The sequence below is a fragment of the Thermogemmatispora argillosa genome (genome assembly GCF_059696725.1).
On sequence record NZ_AP019377.1, the window covers coordinates 823052 to 839082 of the forward strand.

The 16031-nt window shown below is 62.6% G+C and carries 12 protein-coding genes; 3 read left to right on the top strand and 9 right to left on the bottom strand.

Features of this window, described 5'->3' with window-relative positions:
- Positions 1-22 precede the first annotated feature (22 nt).
- The 3 genes from AC6H1L_RS03280 to AC6H1L_RS03290 form a co-directional block, all read right to left on the bottom strand.
- Positions 23-634, bottom strand: coding sequence for a TetR family transcriptional regulator (locus AC6H1L_RS03280; RefSeq protein ID WP_497600126.1), 612 nt, complete (start codon positions 632-634; stop codon positions 23-25).
- 92 nt (positions 635-726) lie between these two features.
- Positions 727-3201 carry an aldehyde dehydrogenase family protein gene (locus tag AC6H1L_RS03285; protein WP_497600127.1) on the bottom strand — a complete coding sequence of 825 codons (2475 nt, stop codon included), beginning with the start codon at positions 3199-3201 and terminating at the stop codon, positions 727-729.
- 312 nt (positions 3202-3513) lie between these two features.
- Entirely contained in the window at positions 3514-5040 is a 1527-nt protein-coding gene (locus AC6H1L_RS03290) for a serine/threonine protein kinase (RefSeq protein WP_497600128.1), read from the bottom strand.
- 210 nt (positions 5041-5250) lie between these two features.
- Here AC6H1L_RS03290 and AC6H1L_RS03295 point away from each other — a divergent pair, with 210 nt between their 5' ends.
- From AC6H1L_RS03295 to AC6H1L_RS03305, 3 genes are all read left to right on the top strand, one after another.
- Entirely contained in the window at positions 5251-6543 is a 1293-nt protein-coding gene (locus tag AC6H1L_RS03295) for a pentapeptide repeat-containing protein (RefSeq protein ID WP_497600129.1), read from the top strand.
- Positions 6544-6755: 212 nt separating this feature from the next.
- Positions 6756-7607 (top strand): DUF4397 domain-containing protein, encoded by an 852-nt coding sequence (locus AC6H1L_RS03300; RefSeq protein ID WP_497600130.1) that lies wholly within the window; start codon positions 6756-6758, stop codon positions 7605-7607.
- 94 nt (positions 7608-7701) lie between these two features.
- Positions 7702-8328, top strand: a complete 627-nt coding sequence (locus tag AC6H1L_RS03305) for a class F sortase (RefSeq protein ID WP_497600131.1) — start codon at positions 7702-7704, stop codon at positions 8326-8328.
- Between the two features lie 70 nt (positions 8329-8398).
- Here the strand turns inward: AC6H1L_RS03305 and deoC are convergent, their stop codons facing one another.
- The 6 genes from deoC to AC6H1L_RS03335 form a co-directional block, all read right to left on the bottom strand.
- On the bottom strand, positions 8399-9385 hold the full coding sequence (gene deoC, locus AC6H1L_RS03310) for a deoxyribose-phosphate aldolase (RefSeq protein WP_497601496.1): 987 nt from the start codon (positions 9383-9385) through the stop codon (positions 8399-8401).
- Positions 9386-9653: 268 nt separating this feature from the next.
- Positions 9654-11339, bottom strand: coding sequence for a CocE/NonD family hydrolase (locus AC6H1L_RS03315; protein ID WP_497601497.1), 1686 nt, complete (start codon positions 11337-11339; stop codon positions 9654-9656).
- Between the two features lie 131 nt (positions 11340-11470).
- Positions 11471-12178 (bottom strand): DUF169 domain-containing protein, encoded by a 708-nt coding sequence (locus tag AC6H1L_RS03320; protein WP_497600132.1) that lies wholly within the window; start codon positions 12176-12178, stop codon positions 11471-11473.
- A gap of 106 nt (positions 12179-12284) precedes the next feature.
- Complete coding sequence (locus tag AC6H1L_RS03325; protein WP_497600133.1) at positions 12285-13139, bottom strand: RNase H family protein; 855 nt, start codon at positions 13137-13139, stop codon at positions 12285-12287.
- A 261-nt stretch (positions 13140-13400) separates the two neighbouring features.
- Positions 13401-13958: a hypothetical protein gene (locus tag AC6H1L_RS03330; protein ID WP_497600134.1), complete on the bottom strand. Its 558-nt coding sequence runs from the start codon at positions 13956-13958 to the stop codon at positions 13401-13403.
- 197 nt (positions 13959-14155) lie between these two features.
- A complete protein-coding gene (locus AC6H1L_RS03335; protein WP_497600135.1) occupies positions 14156-16021 on the bottom strand; it encodes a transketolase in 1866 nt (621 codons plus the stop codon).
- Positions 16022-16031: the final 10 nt, after the last annotated feature.

A 16031-nucleotide genomic window follows, 5' to 3' on the forward strand; every position in this document is an offset into this window, starting at 1 on the left:
ATGTGAGCTAAAAAAAAGCAACCTAGGAGGTGCGTAGGCCACGAATGAAGATTTCAACAGCCTCGGCGGCGCAGGCGCGCAGAGAAAAGGCTCTGGGATTGAGGAGCCAGAGGCTGCTGAGACCCATGATCAGGCCGTAAGCCGTGATGGCAGCCTGTTCGGGAACGATGTCGGGACGGATCTCGCCGGCCACGCGGGCGCGACGGAGCAGCTCGGCAAAGTGGGCAATGCCAGCCTCGACAGCCTGGATCTTCTCAGCGACACCGCTCTGCAGCTCTGGCAGCATGCCGGTGCGCAGCGTGGTTAGCTCCAGCATGGCCCGAAAGTCGGCATCCTCTTCGGGGTAGCTCAGCCAGGCCAGGAGAATCTCACGCAGCGTTGCCAGTGGGGAGCCATCGCGCTGATAAAGCGGCAACAGCTTGCGCGCGGCGCGCTCGTACTGCTCGCGCACCACGGCATTGAAGAGATCGGCCTTGCTGCCAAAATGCCATTGAATGGCGCCGCGCGTGGTTCCGGCCCGGCGCGCAATTTCCTCCAGTGTCGTGGCGGCATAGCCCTGCTCTAGAAAGCAGCGCAGGGCCGCCTGCAGTAATTGCTCACGCGTCTGGGCCGCCGCCTCCCGTGTTCGCCTCATCGCCTTCTCCTTCCTCCTCTTGACAAACATACATACCACATGTATGTATCTTTGTCAAGGGGGAGTGAGGAAGAGGCCAGAGAGCGACAGGGCTACTCGCCGTAGGGCACCCAGATATTCTTGACCTGGGTCGCCTCGCGCAGAAACTCCTCTCCCTCGCCCTGGACGGGGTCAAGCCAGTCGCGGAGGTGACCATAGTTGACCCAGGTACGCTTCATATTGCTGGCGGCGGCCAGCTCGACGCGCTTGCTGCCCTCGGCGCTGCCGAAGTACCAGACCGCCTCGACATCCTCGTGCTCGGCCAGCACCTGAATGAGCGGTTCGCGCTCGCCCGTGACAATATTGACCGCCCCGGCGGGCACATCCGAGGTCTCGAAGACCTGATAGCAGTCGGTGGCACTCAAGGGAGCTTGCGGTGAAGGGATCACCACTAGCGTATTGCCCATCGCCAGGGCCGGGGCCACCAGCGAGAGAAAGCCCAGCAGCGGAAACTCATCGGGGCAGGCGATGCCGATGACGCCCACTGGCTCGCGCACTGCCAGCACCATACCACGCAGGGGCGGGCGGTGAATGCTGCCCTCAAACTTATCGCACCAGGCCGCGTAGCTGAAGAGGCGGGCAATGGCCGTCTGGACCTCCGCCGCCGCGTCGGCGTAGGTGCGGCCTGTCTGCTGGACCAGGCGCAGGGCAAACTCTTGCTCGCGAGCGGCCAGGTTCTCGGCAATGTAGAAAAGGACCTGAGCCCGTTGGTGGGCTGAAGCTTCGCGCCTGGCGCGTGCGGCGTGGGCCGCCTCGACGGCGTTGCGGATATCTTTGCGGTTGCCGGCGCCGACCTGGCCGATGATCATGCCCTGGGGATCTCGCACCGGCAGGCTGTAGCCACTGTCCGGACGGACCTGCTTGCCGCCGATGAAGAGCTTGGGAGTACGATCGATCGGCGGGATGCGCCCAGCCAGATCGGCAAAGACCTCGCTGCCGGCCAGTACGACGCCATTGCTGCCATGCTCGGCATGACCGTTGCCGCTGTGGGCCTTGCTCTCGCCGCCCGCCGAGGTCTCGGCCAGTCCACGCCGGCGGCCTGAGCGGGCTGCGGCGCCTTCCCAGCGCGGACGCACGTACTCGTAGAGGCCCTCCTTGCCGCCCTCACGTCCAAAGCCGCTCTCCCGATAGCCCCCGAAGCCGCAGGCGGCGTCAAAGAGGTTGGTCGCATTGATCCAGACGGTGCCAGCCTGCAGGCGCGCGGCCACATCGAGAGCCAGATTGATATTCTCGCTCCAGACGCTGGCCGCCAGGCCGTAGCGCGTATTGTTGGCCAGAGTGACCGCCTCGTCCGGTGTACGGAAAGTCATGGTCACCAGCACCGGACCAAAGATCTCCACCTGGGCAATGGTCATGGCCGGGGCGACGTTGGTGAAGAGCGTCGGCGGGAAGAAATAGCCTTCGCGCGGACACGCCGCTGACGCTGGCTGCCAGAGCTGAGCTCCCTCCTCAACGCCGCGCTCGACCAGGCGCTGAATTTCACGGAGCTGGGCCTCCGAGACAATAGCTCCGATGTCGACCGCCTTGTCGAGTGGGTCACCAACGCGCAGCTTCTCCATGCGCGCCTGCACTTTGGCGATCAGACGCTCGGCAATGTTTTCCTGGACAAGCAGGCGCGAGCCAGCGCAGCAGACTTGCCCCTGATTGAACCAGATGGCATCAACCACCCCTTCGACAACGCTGTCCAGGTCGGCATCGTCAAAGACCACAAAGGGCGATTTCCCCCCTAGCTCCAGCGAGAGGCGCTTGCCAGAGCCGGCGGTGGCGCGGCGGATAGCGCGGCCTACTTCGGTGGACCCGGTGAAGGCAATCTTGTTGACATCAGGATGACGTACCAGGGCCTCGCCAACCTGCCCGGCTTCGCCGGTGACAATGTTGACGACCCCCGGCGGGAGGCCAACCTCCTCGACGATCTCGGCAAACTTTAGAGCCGTCAGGGGAGTATAGCGCGCCGGCTTGAGTACGACCGTGTTTCCCATCGCCAGGGCCGGGGCCACTTTCCAGGCGAGCATAAGCAGGGGGAAATTCCAGGGAATGATCTGCCCTACGACGCCGAGCGGCTCGTAGCCAGCAAGCTCGCTCTCCATGAGCTGGGCCCAGCCAGCATGATAATAGAAATGACGCGCAACCAGCGGAATATCGATGTCGCGGGTCTCGCGAATCGGTTTGCCGTTATCGAGGGTCTCCAGCACGGCAAGCAGACGCGCATGCTTCTGGATATGGCGGGCGATGGCATAGAGGTAGCGCGCGCGCACGTGGCCGGGTGTTTTACTCCAGCCTGGGAAGGCGCGCCGCGCTGCCGCCACGGCGGCATCGACATCAGCGGCGTTGCCCGCCGCTACCTTCGCCAGCACTTTGCCAGTAGCCGGGTTCATTGTCTCCAGATACTGACCACTGGCCGGCTTAACACGGCGATTATTGATGAAGAGGTCGAAGGGCTGGCGCTGGGCCAGCCATTGCAGCGCCGGCTCCGCCGCTTCGGGAGCCGGTCCATATTCCATCGACTCGAACAGCTCTAACACGCTCATCGTAGTGATACGCCCCCTGAACGTCTTGCCAGCGAGCAGGTCAGCAGCCAGGCCCGATGGTAAGGGCTATTGTATCCCAGACAGCTCGCCGGCGGCAAGCCTCTAGCCCCCAGCCCGCGCTCGCCAGGCCCATTCCCGCGCATCAACAAGCGAGCATCGGTCAGCAGCACGGAGCCACAAAGCCAAGAGAAAGAGCACAGGCTGATACAGCCAGCTTCTCCCGTCTAGTGTCTAGACTATAAGACAATATCGAGCGTCGTGAGCCTTGCCGCTTGGCCGGTCGCCAGGCGAGCGAGCCAGCAAGCCGGATTCCTAGTCATTATGAGGAAGGCCGGGAGAGAGGGACCAGAGGCCGCTTTCGCCAGTGAAGTGGTTATTCTCATCGTGAACCTCGAAGCTGCCAGCCATCTGGCTGCCCACTTTAATCATGCCCTCAAAGACCAGCGTTGCCTTTCCCCCATAGATTGGCACTGTAAAATGAATCGATCCTTGCCGGTCCAAGGTGCCCGTGAAAGGCCCGCTCTGGCCCAGCCCACTGAAGAAGCCCGAGAAGCGCTCCTGATGCTGCTGCACGCGCGACAGCACCAGAGGAGTGCGTGTATTCGTCAAGAGATCCTGAGCAGTCCCCACATAGTCGGCGAAAAGGGCCGGGTAGGGATAGGCCTCGCCCGCCAGCGGCACCTGAGCCGGAGCGCTGGCCGTGGCCTGAGCCTGAACGGCAGAGAGCGGCGAAGAAGATGAGCGAGCGAACAGCGAGCGCAGCGAGCCGCTCAATCCAATAACGAAGGCACCGGCAACCAGGGTCAGCACCAGGGCCAGAACGAGGCTGCTGAGGACCAGGCGCCGCCGCAGAGGCTGCCGCTGGCGGCCTTCCAGGGCCTTACGTTCTGGGAATAACTCGGTCGAAGCGGCCATGACCTCCAGGGCTGGCGTAGCCGTCTGACGATCCGTGGTCACCTCCACAGGCTCGGCCTGGGCATGACTCACCAGCGAGCGCCAGAATTCGCGCACCCCAGTAAAGCGCTCCTGACTATTGATGGCCATCGCCCGCTGCAGATCTTCGCTGACGGCCTGCGGTAGCTCGGGCGCCAGTTCATGAGCGGGCCTGAGCGGATCGCGCTCGGCCCCGTTCTGAAGCAACAGCACGCGCTCAAAGGCATCGCAGGGCAGGTGACCGGTCAGCAGCGTATAGAGCGTGGCCCCCAGGCCATAGACATCGGTGCGTATATCGCTGCGACCGTGCCCGCCGTACTGCTCAGGGGCAGCAAAGCCCGGCGTTCCCTGGCGGAGGGTTGTCGTCATACCATCGGGGACATAGAGCTTGGCCAGGCCGAAATCAACGAGAACGGCTCCGCGACCGGCGGCGGGCACAATGATGTTCGAAGGCTTGACATCACGATGGATGACGGGCGGCTGCTGACTGTGTAAATAATCAAGCGCATCGACCACCGGCTCTAGTGTTGTCAGCAAGTGCACCAGAGGAATACGCCAGCCAGGTGTAAGGCGCCGCAGCTCCTCCAGATTGGCGCCGCGGATATAATCCATCACTAAATAGCTGCGCTGGCTGCGCACATCGTCAAAAAGGCGATAGACCCGCGGTAAAGCGGGGTGCTGCAGGCGCATGAGCAGGCTCGCCTCCAGCGCCAGGCTGCGCCGCTCGCGCTCAGTGGTCGTGACAACCTCCTTGAGAGCAAAGAGCCTGCCAGAGCCTCGCAGTTCTGTTACCAGGTAGACCGATCCAAATCCCCCCGTGCCCAGGCAGGCTTCGACACGATAGCGGGTCTGAGCGGGATCTTTAATGATTGACCCCGTCCTCAGCCTGGCCTGTGTTCTCTGCATCGCAGACTCCAGCTTAGCGATACGCTTGTCGACAATACTTGCTCCATTATACGGGCTGATCGATAGATCAACAAGAGTTATGCAATTGCTCCGCCCACTAACGTTTATATGCTGATGCTGGCGGGTATACTCATGCTATCTGCCTGGCTATCACAGGGGCCTTTCGGAAGACGATCTGACTGCTCCTATTTTGCGCACGGAGGCTGACAAATGAGTAATTCAGAACATTTGGAGATACTCAGACAGGGCGTCTCTTTCTGGAACCTTTGGCGCCTGCAGGAAAAGCCTCTCCTCTTCCGGCTCCCTTCTTCCATCTATGGCCAGGGGCCGGATCTGAGCGGTGCCGATCTTCGCCACGCTGCGCTTACGGGCATCGATCTGAGCGCCGCCAATTTGCAGGGCACAGATCTTAGTCAGGCCGTTTTGCAAGAAGCCGATCTCACGCTGGCCGATCTGCGGGGAGCCTTCCTTCAGGGGGCTAATCTCTGTTGGGCGCGCCTGGCCGCTGACCTGCGCGGTACAGATCTCCGCCAGGCACGTCTGGCAGGTGCCGATTTGCGTGGCTCTCGGATCGATGAACATACCAGGTTGGAGGGCGTCCTTCTGCAGGACGCTGAGCATGGGAGTGCGCTGGTCTCGGGCCTTCCCTGGTCTCTAGTCCGTCTGGCTGCCATCGACTGGGAGCAGGTCAGTACGCTCGGCGATGAAGAGCTGCTCTCTCTTCCTCGCCTCCGCAGGGCTGAATCGGCCCCCATTAATGATCAATTAGAGCATGAAGAGCTTATGTGGATGTATGAGAGCGCGATTCGCGCGTACGAGTCCCTGGGGCGGGCGCTGCAAGAGCAGGGACTGCCAGCGGAGGCCGCCCGTTTCCAGGCACGAGCCCGCTTGCTCAAGCGAAATCCAGCATACCAGGCCCTTCAGCGGCAAAGGAAGCGACGGCGGCACCGTGCGAGTACAGCTCTTGAGGCTGCCCGGGCGCGAGTCAGGTGGGGCAGCCTGCTGCTAGGGCCTGCACTGGCGAGCTGGGGGCTGGCTCTGGCTCTGTTGCAACGGTGGCCTGGGCCTGGCCTGCTCCTTCTGTTGCTGGGACACGCTATCTTTGGCGGATGCTTGTTTCTGCGGCTAGCGGAGACAAAGCCTGGTATTCCCAGGGGCCTGGTCCTGGCTCAGAGCCTGGCGGTCACAGGATTGGCCGCCAGCATGGTGCTCTTTGGGCTGAATTCAGCTCTGCTGCTTCTTCAGAGAGTGGGAACAGTACCAGCCATCTTTCTCTCTCTCGCCGGGACGGCGTTCTATCTGGCGAGCATCTTCACGCTGCGGGATGCGCAGGGGCGTTTCTTCGGTCAGCGGGCTAGCGCGGGCCTTCCCCCGTTTTGCCTGCTCCTGGTATCCGGCCTGGCCTGGCTCACCGGGCCACCTTCCGGGCGTTTTGCCCAGCTCTTTGAAGCGCTCACGTTGCTTGTCCTCAGCGTGGCGCCCTTCCTGGCAGAGAGGCTATGAGTAGAGTCACCTGAGTCAGCTACGGGCCAGGCACAGCCTCCCAGGCAGGGTCTTGGCCTGCTGTGCGAGCGCGCGCTGAGAAGTGAAGTAGCGTGACTGATGCCACAAGTTCGCTTTACTCTTAACCATCTTTGTTCGTTTTACTACCGGAAAGCGCATCCGTCTCTTACCCAAGAAAAAGGTGGGACAGGTTGATCTCAGGAGGAGAGTCTATGAGCAACAGCGCGCATCGTCACCTCAAGCCGGGCAGTGTTCGGCTGCTCATGCTCATGGCATGCTGCCTTATTTCACTCGGCTGGGCGCCAGGCCTCGGCTCCAGCCAGAGGGCTGCGGCTTCGCCTTCAGCTTTCGTGCGGATTATGCACGCTTCGCCCGATATCGGCGTGGCCGATATCTTTCTCGATGGGCAGCGCGCCTTGAGCAATTTCCAGTTCGGGACCGTGACCGATTACCTGGCTATTCCCCCGGGACCGCATAAGGTCCAGGTGGCCGTGATCGGTAAGGGACCCGACGCGGCGGTGATTACGCAGACGCTCTCGGTAGAGCCGGGCTTCGCCTATACGGTGGCAGCTATCGGGGTGCAGGCGACCGGCCTGTCACTGGTGGTCTTCAAGGAGGATAATAGCCTGGTGACCGGTAAGGCAAAGCTGCGCTTCTATCATCTGTCTCCCGAGAGCGGTCCGGCAACCTTGCTGGCCAATGGTACCCCTCTGATTAAAGATCTGGGCTATCTGCAGGCCAGCGATTATACGCTGCTGACTCCGGGACGCTATACGTTTGATGTAGATTTGACCCAGAGGAACATTTCTCAGCAATTGAATCTAGAGGTTCCGGCGAATCAGATTACCAGTATCTTCAGTATTGGCCTACCGGCAGGTCTGCCGAAACTGGAGCTGGTGGCGCGCCAGGTGGCGGGCACCCCTGGCTTACCGGACACGGGGAGCGATCCGTCCGCCTCTCCCTCTGTTGCGGGGGGTGTACCGCTGGGGCTGCCGCTGGTCCTGGCTCTCCTGCTACTGGTGATCGGTGGCTCGTCGGCCCTGGTGCTGCGCAGCCGAGGCTAAGCGCCGATTTCGGCGGTCATCGCGAGCGGCTGCGGGGCCAGACATACAGTTCTTCACTATGCGCAGTGGGGAATGCTTTCAGCTACAGCAGGCGATGAGCAGACTGAAGAGGCTGACCTGGGTTGGCCTTGTGCTGGTGTGTTTCTGGCTGATCAGCGGCTGCGGGCAGACCGCTACGGTGGTCAGCCAGGTGCGCGATGGCAGACCACTAGCGTACAGAGAGGCCAGGCTGCCCGATATCTCGCCGCGCACAGGCAACGGGCAGGCGCCAGGGCAGCCCGTGCATTTGCGCATCCCGGCCATTGGGGTCGATGCGGCTATTGAGCCGGTAGGGGTGACGGCCAGCGGAGAGCTGGCGGTACCGGCGCGCCAGCCCTGGGACGATGTGGGCTGGTACCAGCTCGGTCCGCGTCCGGGCGAGCGCGGCAGCGCTGTCATCGATGGCCATCTCGACCGCCCAGGAGGAGCCCCGGCTGTCTTCTGGCGCCTGCGCGAGCTGCAGCCGGGCGCCAGCGTCCAGGTGCTCGATGCTCAGGGACGCTGGCGGTCTTTCCGTGTACGCTCCCTGGCCTTCTATCCACCCGCTGGCGCGCCGCTCCAGCAGATCTTTGCCGATACAAGCGGGCGCTACCTCAATTTGATTACCTGTGCCGGTGACTGGATCGCCAGCGAGCATCAGACGCGCCTGCGCCTTGTTGTCTATACGACGCTGATCAGCTAGGCGACCCCGGCCACCGGTGGCGCTTTCGCTGTTGTGGCGGGCGCACGGCCCAAGCCGCCGCCGCCCACGCTCAGACCAGGGGATTATAGTGAGCAGCAGCGTAGTGGCCGGTAACAAAGTAGGAGAGCTGACGCTCAATGTCGGAGAGCAGGCCGCTGGCGCCGATGCGGAAGAGGCGGTTATTGAGCCACTCGTCGCCTAGTTCTTCTTTCATGAGTATGAGCCAGTCGAGAGCCGTTTTCGCGCTGCGGATGCCGCCAGCGGGCTTCAAGCCGACGCGATAGCCGGTTCGCTCGTAGTAGTCGCGAATGGCGCGCACCATGACCAGGCCGACTGGCAGGGTAGCATTCACTGCCTCTTTGCCAGTGGAGGTTTTGATGAAGTCAGCGCCCGCCATCATACAGACCAGGCTGGCCATGCCGACATTGCGCAGGGTGGCCAGCTCGTGCGTCGCCAGGATGGTTTTCATATGGGCCTCGCCGCAGGCGGCCCGGAAAGCGCGCACTTCTTCGTAGAGAGCCTGCCAGTTGCCGGTGAGGACATGGGCCCGCGAGATGACGACGTCGATTTCACGGGCCCCAGCTCGCACGGAAGCTGCAATTTCGGCTAGCTTCTGCTCAAGGGCTATCTGCCCGGCGGGAAAGCCCGTGGAGACCGCCGCAACGGGGATCGAGGTGCCGCGCAGAGCCGCCACGGCGACTGGTACCAGATTGTGATAGACACAGACCGCCGCGACCTGGATGCGCTCTTCGGGCACGCCCAGAGCCTCCAGCAGTTCGCTACGCACGGGGCGGCGCGCCTTGGCGCAGAGCCGGCGCACGGTGCCAGGCGTGTCGTCGCCGGCTAAGGTGGTCAGGTCCAGACAGGTAATGGCGCGTAACAACCAGGCGGCCTGCCATTCGCGTTTGACAGTGCGCCGGGTCGGCAAAGTCGCAGCTCGCCGCTCAACGGCGCTGCGATTGACGCGCACTTCACGCAGCCAGCCTAAGTCGAGCGGTATGCCTGGGTTGCGCTCTTCGCGCTCCTGCTCTCGCTCTCCCTGAGCGCTCTCCGGCAGGTACTCCGGGTGGGCAGTTGTGCTCTGTTCCTGCGCCTTTGGCTCTCTTTTAATCGTAGTCACTGTTCTTCCCCCATAACAAGGCGAGCATTACCTGTGGGCTGGCCCTTTTCCTCTCTTTCCACCCTCCGCCTTCCGACGCTGGTCAGCGCCAGTACTGGCGTCCGGCCTTGGTCGACGGCCCCTTTGGCTCCAGCTCTCCTGGCATCTTTGCCCTCTATGATCTTGCACGAGCTGGGCTTTGTCAAGGTGCCGCTCACTTGCTCGCTCACTGCGGCGCCTCCGCTGAAGAAGGGATGATTGGCAGAATCAGCGCCGAGGGATGGGCCCGATCGTGATGGATACGCTGCTCAGCCACGACCATCTCACTGGTGAGACCCAAAGGCGCTCCCGTATTGAGATTGCGGTCGTATTTGGGAAAGGCGCTAGAGCTAAGCTGCAGGCAGATACGATGGCCCGCCTTGAAGAGCTGAGCGGTGTTCCAGCAGTCGATCTCGTAGCGGTAGATGCGGCCCGGCTCAATGAGGGATGGGCGTTCCATGCCCTCGCGGAAGCGGGCGCGCACCATGCCATCGCAGAGGCGCTGGCGGTAGCCGCTGGGCCAGACGTCGAGGAGCATCGCCATAAAGTCCGTATCGGGCGCCGATGAGGAGGCATACAGCTCCAGACGCACGGGACCGCTCACCTCCACATCCTCCGCCAGCGGCTCAGTGACATAGACGAGGACATCATCGCGGCGCTGGACGGCAGCGTAGTCGTCGGGTCCGCCAATCTGAGCCGAAGTTGGCTCAGTGATGAAGGGAACGGGCCGCGCCGGATCATAGTAGTAGCAATCATACGGCTCCTCGCCCGACGGCGGCTCAGGGGAGAGGCGTCCATCGCCAAAGCGACTATTCGCTCTGCCGCCGCTGTGCAGATAGAAGCGCGTCCAGCGCGTGCGCGCCAGCGGCCACTCGTGCTCATCGCGCCAGTAGTTGGCCCCCATAATGAAGAGGCGCACGGGCGAGGGCGGCGGTTCCTGGCTTCGTCGCTTGAGGAAGCGATCAAACCAGGAACGCTCTTCGGCCTCGAGATCGATCAGGGCCTGGGGGCCGAAGTCGATGTCTCCCAGTCTGCGGCTCGCGTTCACCTGGTGGCCCCAGGGACCCATGATCAGGCGCTGATTCGCGCGGGCCTCGGGCGTAGCGGCCCGGGTGGTCATGCCGATGTAGTTAAGGGGCGTGCCGATCTGCTCGTCGTCGTACCAGCCAGAAATATGGAGGACCGGTACAGCCAGCTCTTCGAAGCGACGCTGATAGCAGAGGGGCAGCCAGTAGTCATCGAGTGAGGCATGAGCGATCTGCGCGCGCCAGTGAGCATTGAAGCGCCCAGCCCGCTCATCCATTGTCAACAGGGGGAGATGCCAGTAGACCTGCTCCCAATCGACCAGTTCCATCGGCTGATTGACGCGCCCGCTGACATAGTGCTCCCAGCAGAGATGCATCGGGCTGGGGAGGCCGGTTGGCGTCTCTACAAAGGGGTCGGAGGGCGTAACCAGGACGACCATCGCCTTGAGGTGAGGTGGCTGCTCCAGGGCTGCGAGCCACTGAAGGCGGCCCGCGTAGGAGGCCCCCAGCGTACCAACATTGCCGTCGCACCACTCCTGCGCGGCACACCACTCGATTGCATCGTAGCCATCTGGCCCCTCTTGGCGATACGGTAGAAACTCGCCATCAGAGTCGCCGCGCCCTCGCACATCCATCGCCACAAACGCATAGCCGTGCGGCACGAAGGCCAAGGCTTGCTGAGCTACCCGCGTCTGGGCCTTCAAATAGGGCGTGCGCAGGAGAATGGTTGGCCACGGTCCCTGTCCCTGGGCCGGCAAATAGATATCGGCGGACAGTGTGACCCCATCACGCATTGGTACGCGGCGATTGAAGAGGATGCGCACGTGATTGGGTATCGAGGGAGACATCGCCGTCTGTCCTTTCTCGCCAGTTGAGGTATGAGGCTCGCTGGCGCCCGGCAGCGGACAGGCTTCCGTCAGGTCTGCAGGACGAGCGCCAGCCAGAGAAGAGAAGACAGGCTCTTGCCTGCGTTGCAACGCTAAGCGGGACAGTTCGCCTTCTGCTGGGCATGGAAGGGAGCCAGAGCCTCATTGGCGGCTACGCTTTCTTCCAGGCGCGCGACCAGCTCAGCGAAGCGGCCTCCTGTGAGGGTCAGCACCATCTGCGACGGCTCCATACCCACGTAGGTGCGCGCCCCTACGCAGCCAAAGCTGAGGGAGAGCTGACCGGTGCGCAGCGTGCGCGGAATGATGCCACAGGTTGGGCGCCCAAAGGCAAGCTGGCCTCCTTCCAGCCAGTTGACCGCGCCCTGAGCTTCGGCTACCAGCATAGCCTGATGGGCATCTAACAGCACGAGCACGACATCTGGCTCTACTGGAAAGCGGTCAAGGCGCCCATAGATAATAGCTGTGTGCTTCTTCTCGACCACTGGCAGACTGCGCAGCTCCTCGGGAGAGAAGTAGCCAACGTTCGCCATTGTCTGCACCAGCGCCCGCGCACGTTCGTCCAGGGCCGTGGGCGCGAGAAAGCCCATTGTGATCATGCCAATGGGGCACTGCTGATGATCAGCAGCGGTGGCATAAAAGACGCCTTGCTCGGCCAGGCGCCAGAAGGTGCAGGCCGAAGGAACTCCAACCGTCGTATGTTCAATGCCTGGGGGCACCTCGTCGACAAAGGCCAGCCCCACCGGCGGCCTCACCAGTTTTAGCAAGAAAGTAAAGCGCTCTACTACATGCCGATTGATCACACAACACCATCCTTCCCACAAGGGAACCAATAAAAGTCAGCAGTCGAAACGCCCTGACATAGCTGCCCAGCGCGTGGCTTCAGCTCCGCTCTTCTACAGGCTTCATTCAGAGCGCCCGACGAGCACGGGCGGAGAGACCTTTGAGCCAATTGCGCTGGCCTGCTGTCGGGACGAAGTCCGGGTAGCGCAGACGCTGAGCCATATTGTACAGAAACTGGCGCTCGTTATCTTTGAGGGCGATGCGCCCGCTCTCCAGGAGCGTCAGCAGCTCCTGGACCTGATCACGCATATGCGCCAACTCTGCCGCCGACGGCCGCCATTCATCTGCCGATGCCAGCTCTCCCCCGCCGCGGTCGGTCCCGGCTCTGACTCCAGAGCGCGCCTCGGGCTGCTGTGAGCGCAGCCATTGCTCATAAGCGGCGCGATCGTCCTGCCAGGCCCCTAGGCCAGCTAGCTCATCGGCACGCTCGTTGAGTACTTGCCCGGCATGGCCTCGCACCCAGCCAAAGGACAAAGGCGCCGTGCGATGGTTGACCAGCCAGCGGAACAATTGCCACAGATCGGGGTTCATGCGCGCCTTGTAGTCCCCCGTCGCCACCTTGATCGTGTATTGGCTGTCGCTCCAGATCTTGAGCGGGCGATCCGGGGGAGCCAGGCTTAAGGCGGCCAGCAAGGCAGCGATTTCCGCCCGGTTGTTGGTCGTTGTCGCCGAAGGAGGAATATGGCCGTGCGCCTCAATGCGCTCGACAGGTATGTCGGTCAGCGGCATGTCGAGCCGCTCGACCGGCACCAGGATCGCGCTCCAGCCGGCGGGGCCGCCCGGGTTCTTGATACAAGCCCCATCAGTGTAGGCCACAACCGCCGCTTTTCGTCTGAGGGCCGAGCGCACCGCCTCAGCCGAAAAGCCGGCCAGCGCCTCTTTGACTGAACGCCACTCCAGCGATTCTGTCTCCTGACTCACTCACTGCCCCATTCAAGCTGATAATTTTGACTGGGCCTTCTTCTCGCGCTTTCCTGACGGCCTCACTCCTTCTCGCCTTCTCTCGCGTTCGCAGCCGCCATAGCGCGGGCTGGATCTGGCTCCGAGCGACAGGCCCAGTAAGGCAACGAAAGGGATCGCGCTAGCCCTGCTATCGCCTTATGCCAGCCCAGCACATGGCCTCATGATATGGCCTCGCTTGGCCTGTCGTCAAGCCAGGCGGACCTTGCTTTTTCCTCTTGCTCAGCGCAGGAGAGCCGCCAGCGCTTCCAGCAGACCCAGCCCCAGCGTGGCGAGCAGCAACGACCAAGATGGCGGCACACTGGCCCGACGCTGCCTGATCCTTGAGGCCAGCTCAGGAGGTGGACTGAACCAGCGGCGCGCTGCTGGCTGGTACAGCCCCCAGATGATGAGCGGCGAGAGTCCCACCAGCGTCACTATTGTCACCAGCGGCCAATAGTTACCGCGCTGGGCATCAAGCCAGAGCGTATAGATCCCGGCCAGTCCCGCCAGGGCGAGCAGGGAATTGAGGGCCACCTGCACGTTACGCGCCCAGGCCAGGCCCCGGCGCACTCCTTCACCGCACAGCGCCAGCAATAGGACGAACGGGAGGGCTGAGAGCAAGGAGAGCAAGGTATTGAGCGCGGGTGAAAGCCAGGGAAGGCTGAGCGAGGGAGGAAGCCTGAGCCAGCGCGCCAGAAACGGCATGGTCAGCAGTTGCACCAGCAGGCTCCAGTCGAAGAGCACCGCCAGCACCACCGCTCGTGGAGGTCGCAATAACTCCCTTCCCTCTGCGGACATGGCTCTCTCCCTCCGGGCCAGTGAGCCGTTCCTTCACTGGCGCCTCCTTCTGCGGCTTCGCTCGCCGCTTTAACCCTCTGGCCCAGGGCAGGCCAGAGCTGCTCGTCCGGCCCCCAGTTAGCCAGAGGAAGCAAGAGCCGGACGAGCAATCTGGCTTGCCAGCCAGATGAGGGGAAGCTGCGGCAACAGCAGGCAGGCTAGCTATGAATCAGGGCCTTGACCGCCTGAGCGATGTGGTGGGCATCGATGCCGGCTTCCTCTAGCTGTTCCGCTGGCTTGGCCGAGCCGGGCATCTCCTGAACGGCCAGCTTGACTACGCGCGGCAATGGACCAGCGCGCTGCGTAAAGGCCTCCAGTACGGCTTCACCCAGGCCGCCCTCTGGCCAATGATCCTCAACTGTCACGATACGCTGCCTCGTTTCATCAGCAGCCTGGAAAAGGGTCTCCTCATCGATCGGTTTAACCGAATAGGCATCGATCACACGCACGAGGATGCCTTCGGACTTGAGATACTCATAGGCCTTCAGGGCCTCGTGGACCGTGATGCCAGCCGCCACGATCGTCGCCTGATCGTTATCAGAGCGGCGCAGCACCTTGCTGCCACCGATGGGGAACTCTTCTTCAGGGCTATAGATCACGGGCGTCTTCTCGCGCGTTGTGCGCAGGTAGACAATGCCGCCATGCTCAGCCATCTGAGCCACCAGCTTCGCCGTCTGGTTGGCATCGCAGGGATAGAGAACGGTGCTGCCGAAGACGGCCCGCATCATGGCCAGGTCTTCCAGGCCCATCTGAGACGGCCCATCCTCACCGATCGACACACCGGCATGCGAGCCACACAGGCGGATATTAGCCCGGGAGATGGCCCCCATGCGGATAAAGTCGTAAGCTCGCGTCAGGAAGGCCGCGAAAGTTGAAGCGAAAGGAACGCGGCGGCAGACGCTCATGGCGATGGCCGTCGCAATCATCTGCTGCTCGGCGATGTATTGCTCAAAGTAGCGCTCGGGATAGGCCTTAGCGAACTCTTCGGCGTAGGTCGAGTTGCTGACCTCGCCATCGAGCGCCACCACCTCGGGATAGGCAGCGCCCAGAGCTTTGAGGGCATCGCCATAAGCCTTGCGTGTCGGCACCTCCTGACCGTTGGCATAGCGGGGCAGCTCCAGGGGCTTACGCTCACCCGCGCGCGCCGGCTGCCGATCCTCGGGCTTCTGCACCGTAAAGACCTGGCTGCGCACATGAGGCAGCTCGGCTAGCGCCTTCTCCTCTTGTTCCTTGCTGAGGGCCTTGCCGTGCCAGCCCTCGGCGTTTTCCAGGAAGGAGACCCCTTTCCCCTTGAGCGTGCGGGCAATGATGAGCGTCGGCGCTCCCTCGGTCTTCACGGCCTGGGCATAGGCGCGATCGATCTCCTCATAGTTATGCCCATCGATAACCAACGTTCGCCAGCCGAAGGCCTCGGCTCGCTCAGCGTAGGCCGCCGTGTTCCAGCCAAGCATCGTTTCGCCACGCTGGCCCAGGCGATTGCAGTCGAGAATGCCGATCAGGTTATCCAGCTTATAGTGAGCCGCATGCTCGATGGCCTCCCAGATCGAGCCTTCGGCCATCTCACTATCGCCCAGCAGAACCCAGACGCGATATGGGAGCTTATCCAGATACTTGCCCGCCAGCGCGATCCCGACGCCGATCGGCAGGCCCTGCCCCAGCGAGCCAGTCGCCACCTCTACCCAGGGCAAAACCGGCGTCGGATGGCCCTCTAGCCGGCTGCCACGCTTGCGCAGCGTGAGCAGCTCCTCGTCGGAAATGGCGCCCGCCGCCTTGTACATAGCGTAGAGCAGCGGCGCGGCATGGCCCTTGGAGAAAATCAGATGGTCGTTATTCGGGTGGCGCGGATTATCGAAATCATAGCGCAGGTAGCTGACCAGCAGCACTGCCATTAAATCGGCGGCGGAAAGCGATGAGGTCGGATGTCCCGAACCCGCCGCAGTGGTACAGCGAATACTATCTACACGCAGCTGCTGAGCAAGGTTGGTCCATTGCTCGACCTGAGTCTGTGCCTGAGTTGTCGTCATCAGCCAATCC

What these genes read in the sequence shown, in the direction of transcription:
- AC6H1L_RS03280 (WP_497600126.1), bottom strand. Translation starts at nt 634, where the DNA reads ATGAGGCGAACACGGGAGGCGGCGGCCCAGACGCGTGAGCAATTACTG.
- AC6H1L_RS03285 (WP_497600127.1), bottom strand. Translation starts at nt 3,201, where the DNA reads ATGAGCGTGTTAGAGCTGTTCGAGTCGATGGAATATGGACCGGCTCCC.
- AC6H1L_RS03290 (WP_497600128.1), bottom strand. Translation starts at nt 5,040, where the DNA reads ATGCAGAGAACACAGGCCAGGCTGAGGACGGGGTCAATCATTAAAGAT.
- AC6H1L_RS03295 (WP_497600129.1), top strand. Translation starts at nt 5,251, where the DNA reads ATGAGTAATTCAGAACATTTGGAGATACTCAGACAGGGCGTCTCTTTC.
- AC6H1L_RS03300 (WP_497600130.1), top strand. Translation starts at nt 6,756, where the DNA reads ATGAGCAACAGCGCGCATCGTCACCTCAAGCCGGGCAGTGTTCGGCTG.
- AC6H1L_RS03305 (WP_497600131.1), top strand. Translation starts at nt 7,702, where the DNA reads ATGAGCAGACTGAAGAGGCTGACCTGGGTTGGCCTTGTGCTGGTGTGT.
- AC6H1L_RS03315 (WP_497601497.1), bottom strand. Translation starts at nt 11,339, where the DNA reads ATGTCTCCCTCGATACCCAATCACGTGCGCATCCTCTTCAATCGCCGC.
- AC6H1L_RS03330 (WP_497600134.1), bottom strand. Translation starts at nt 13,958, where the DNA reads ATGTCCGCAGAGGGAAGGGAGTTATTGCGACCTCCACGAGCGGTGGTG.
- AC6H1L_RS03335 (WP_497600135.1), bottom strand. Translation starts at nt 16,021, where the DNA reads ATGACGACAACTCAGGCACAGACTCAGGTCGAGCAATGGACCAACCTT.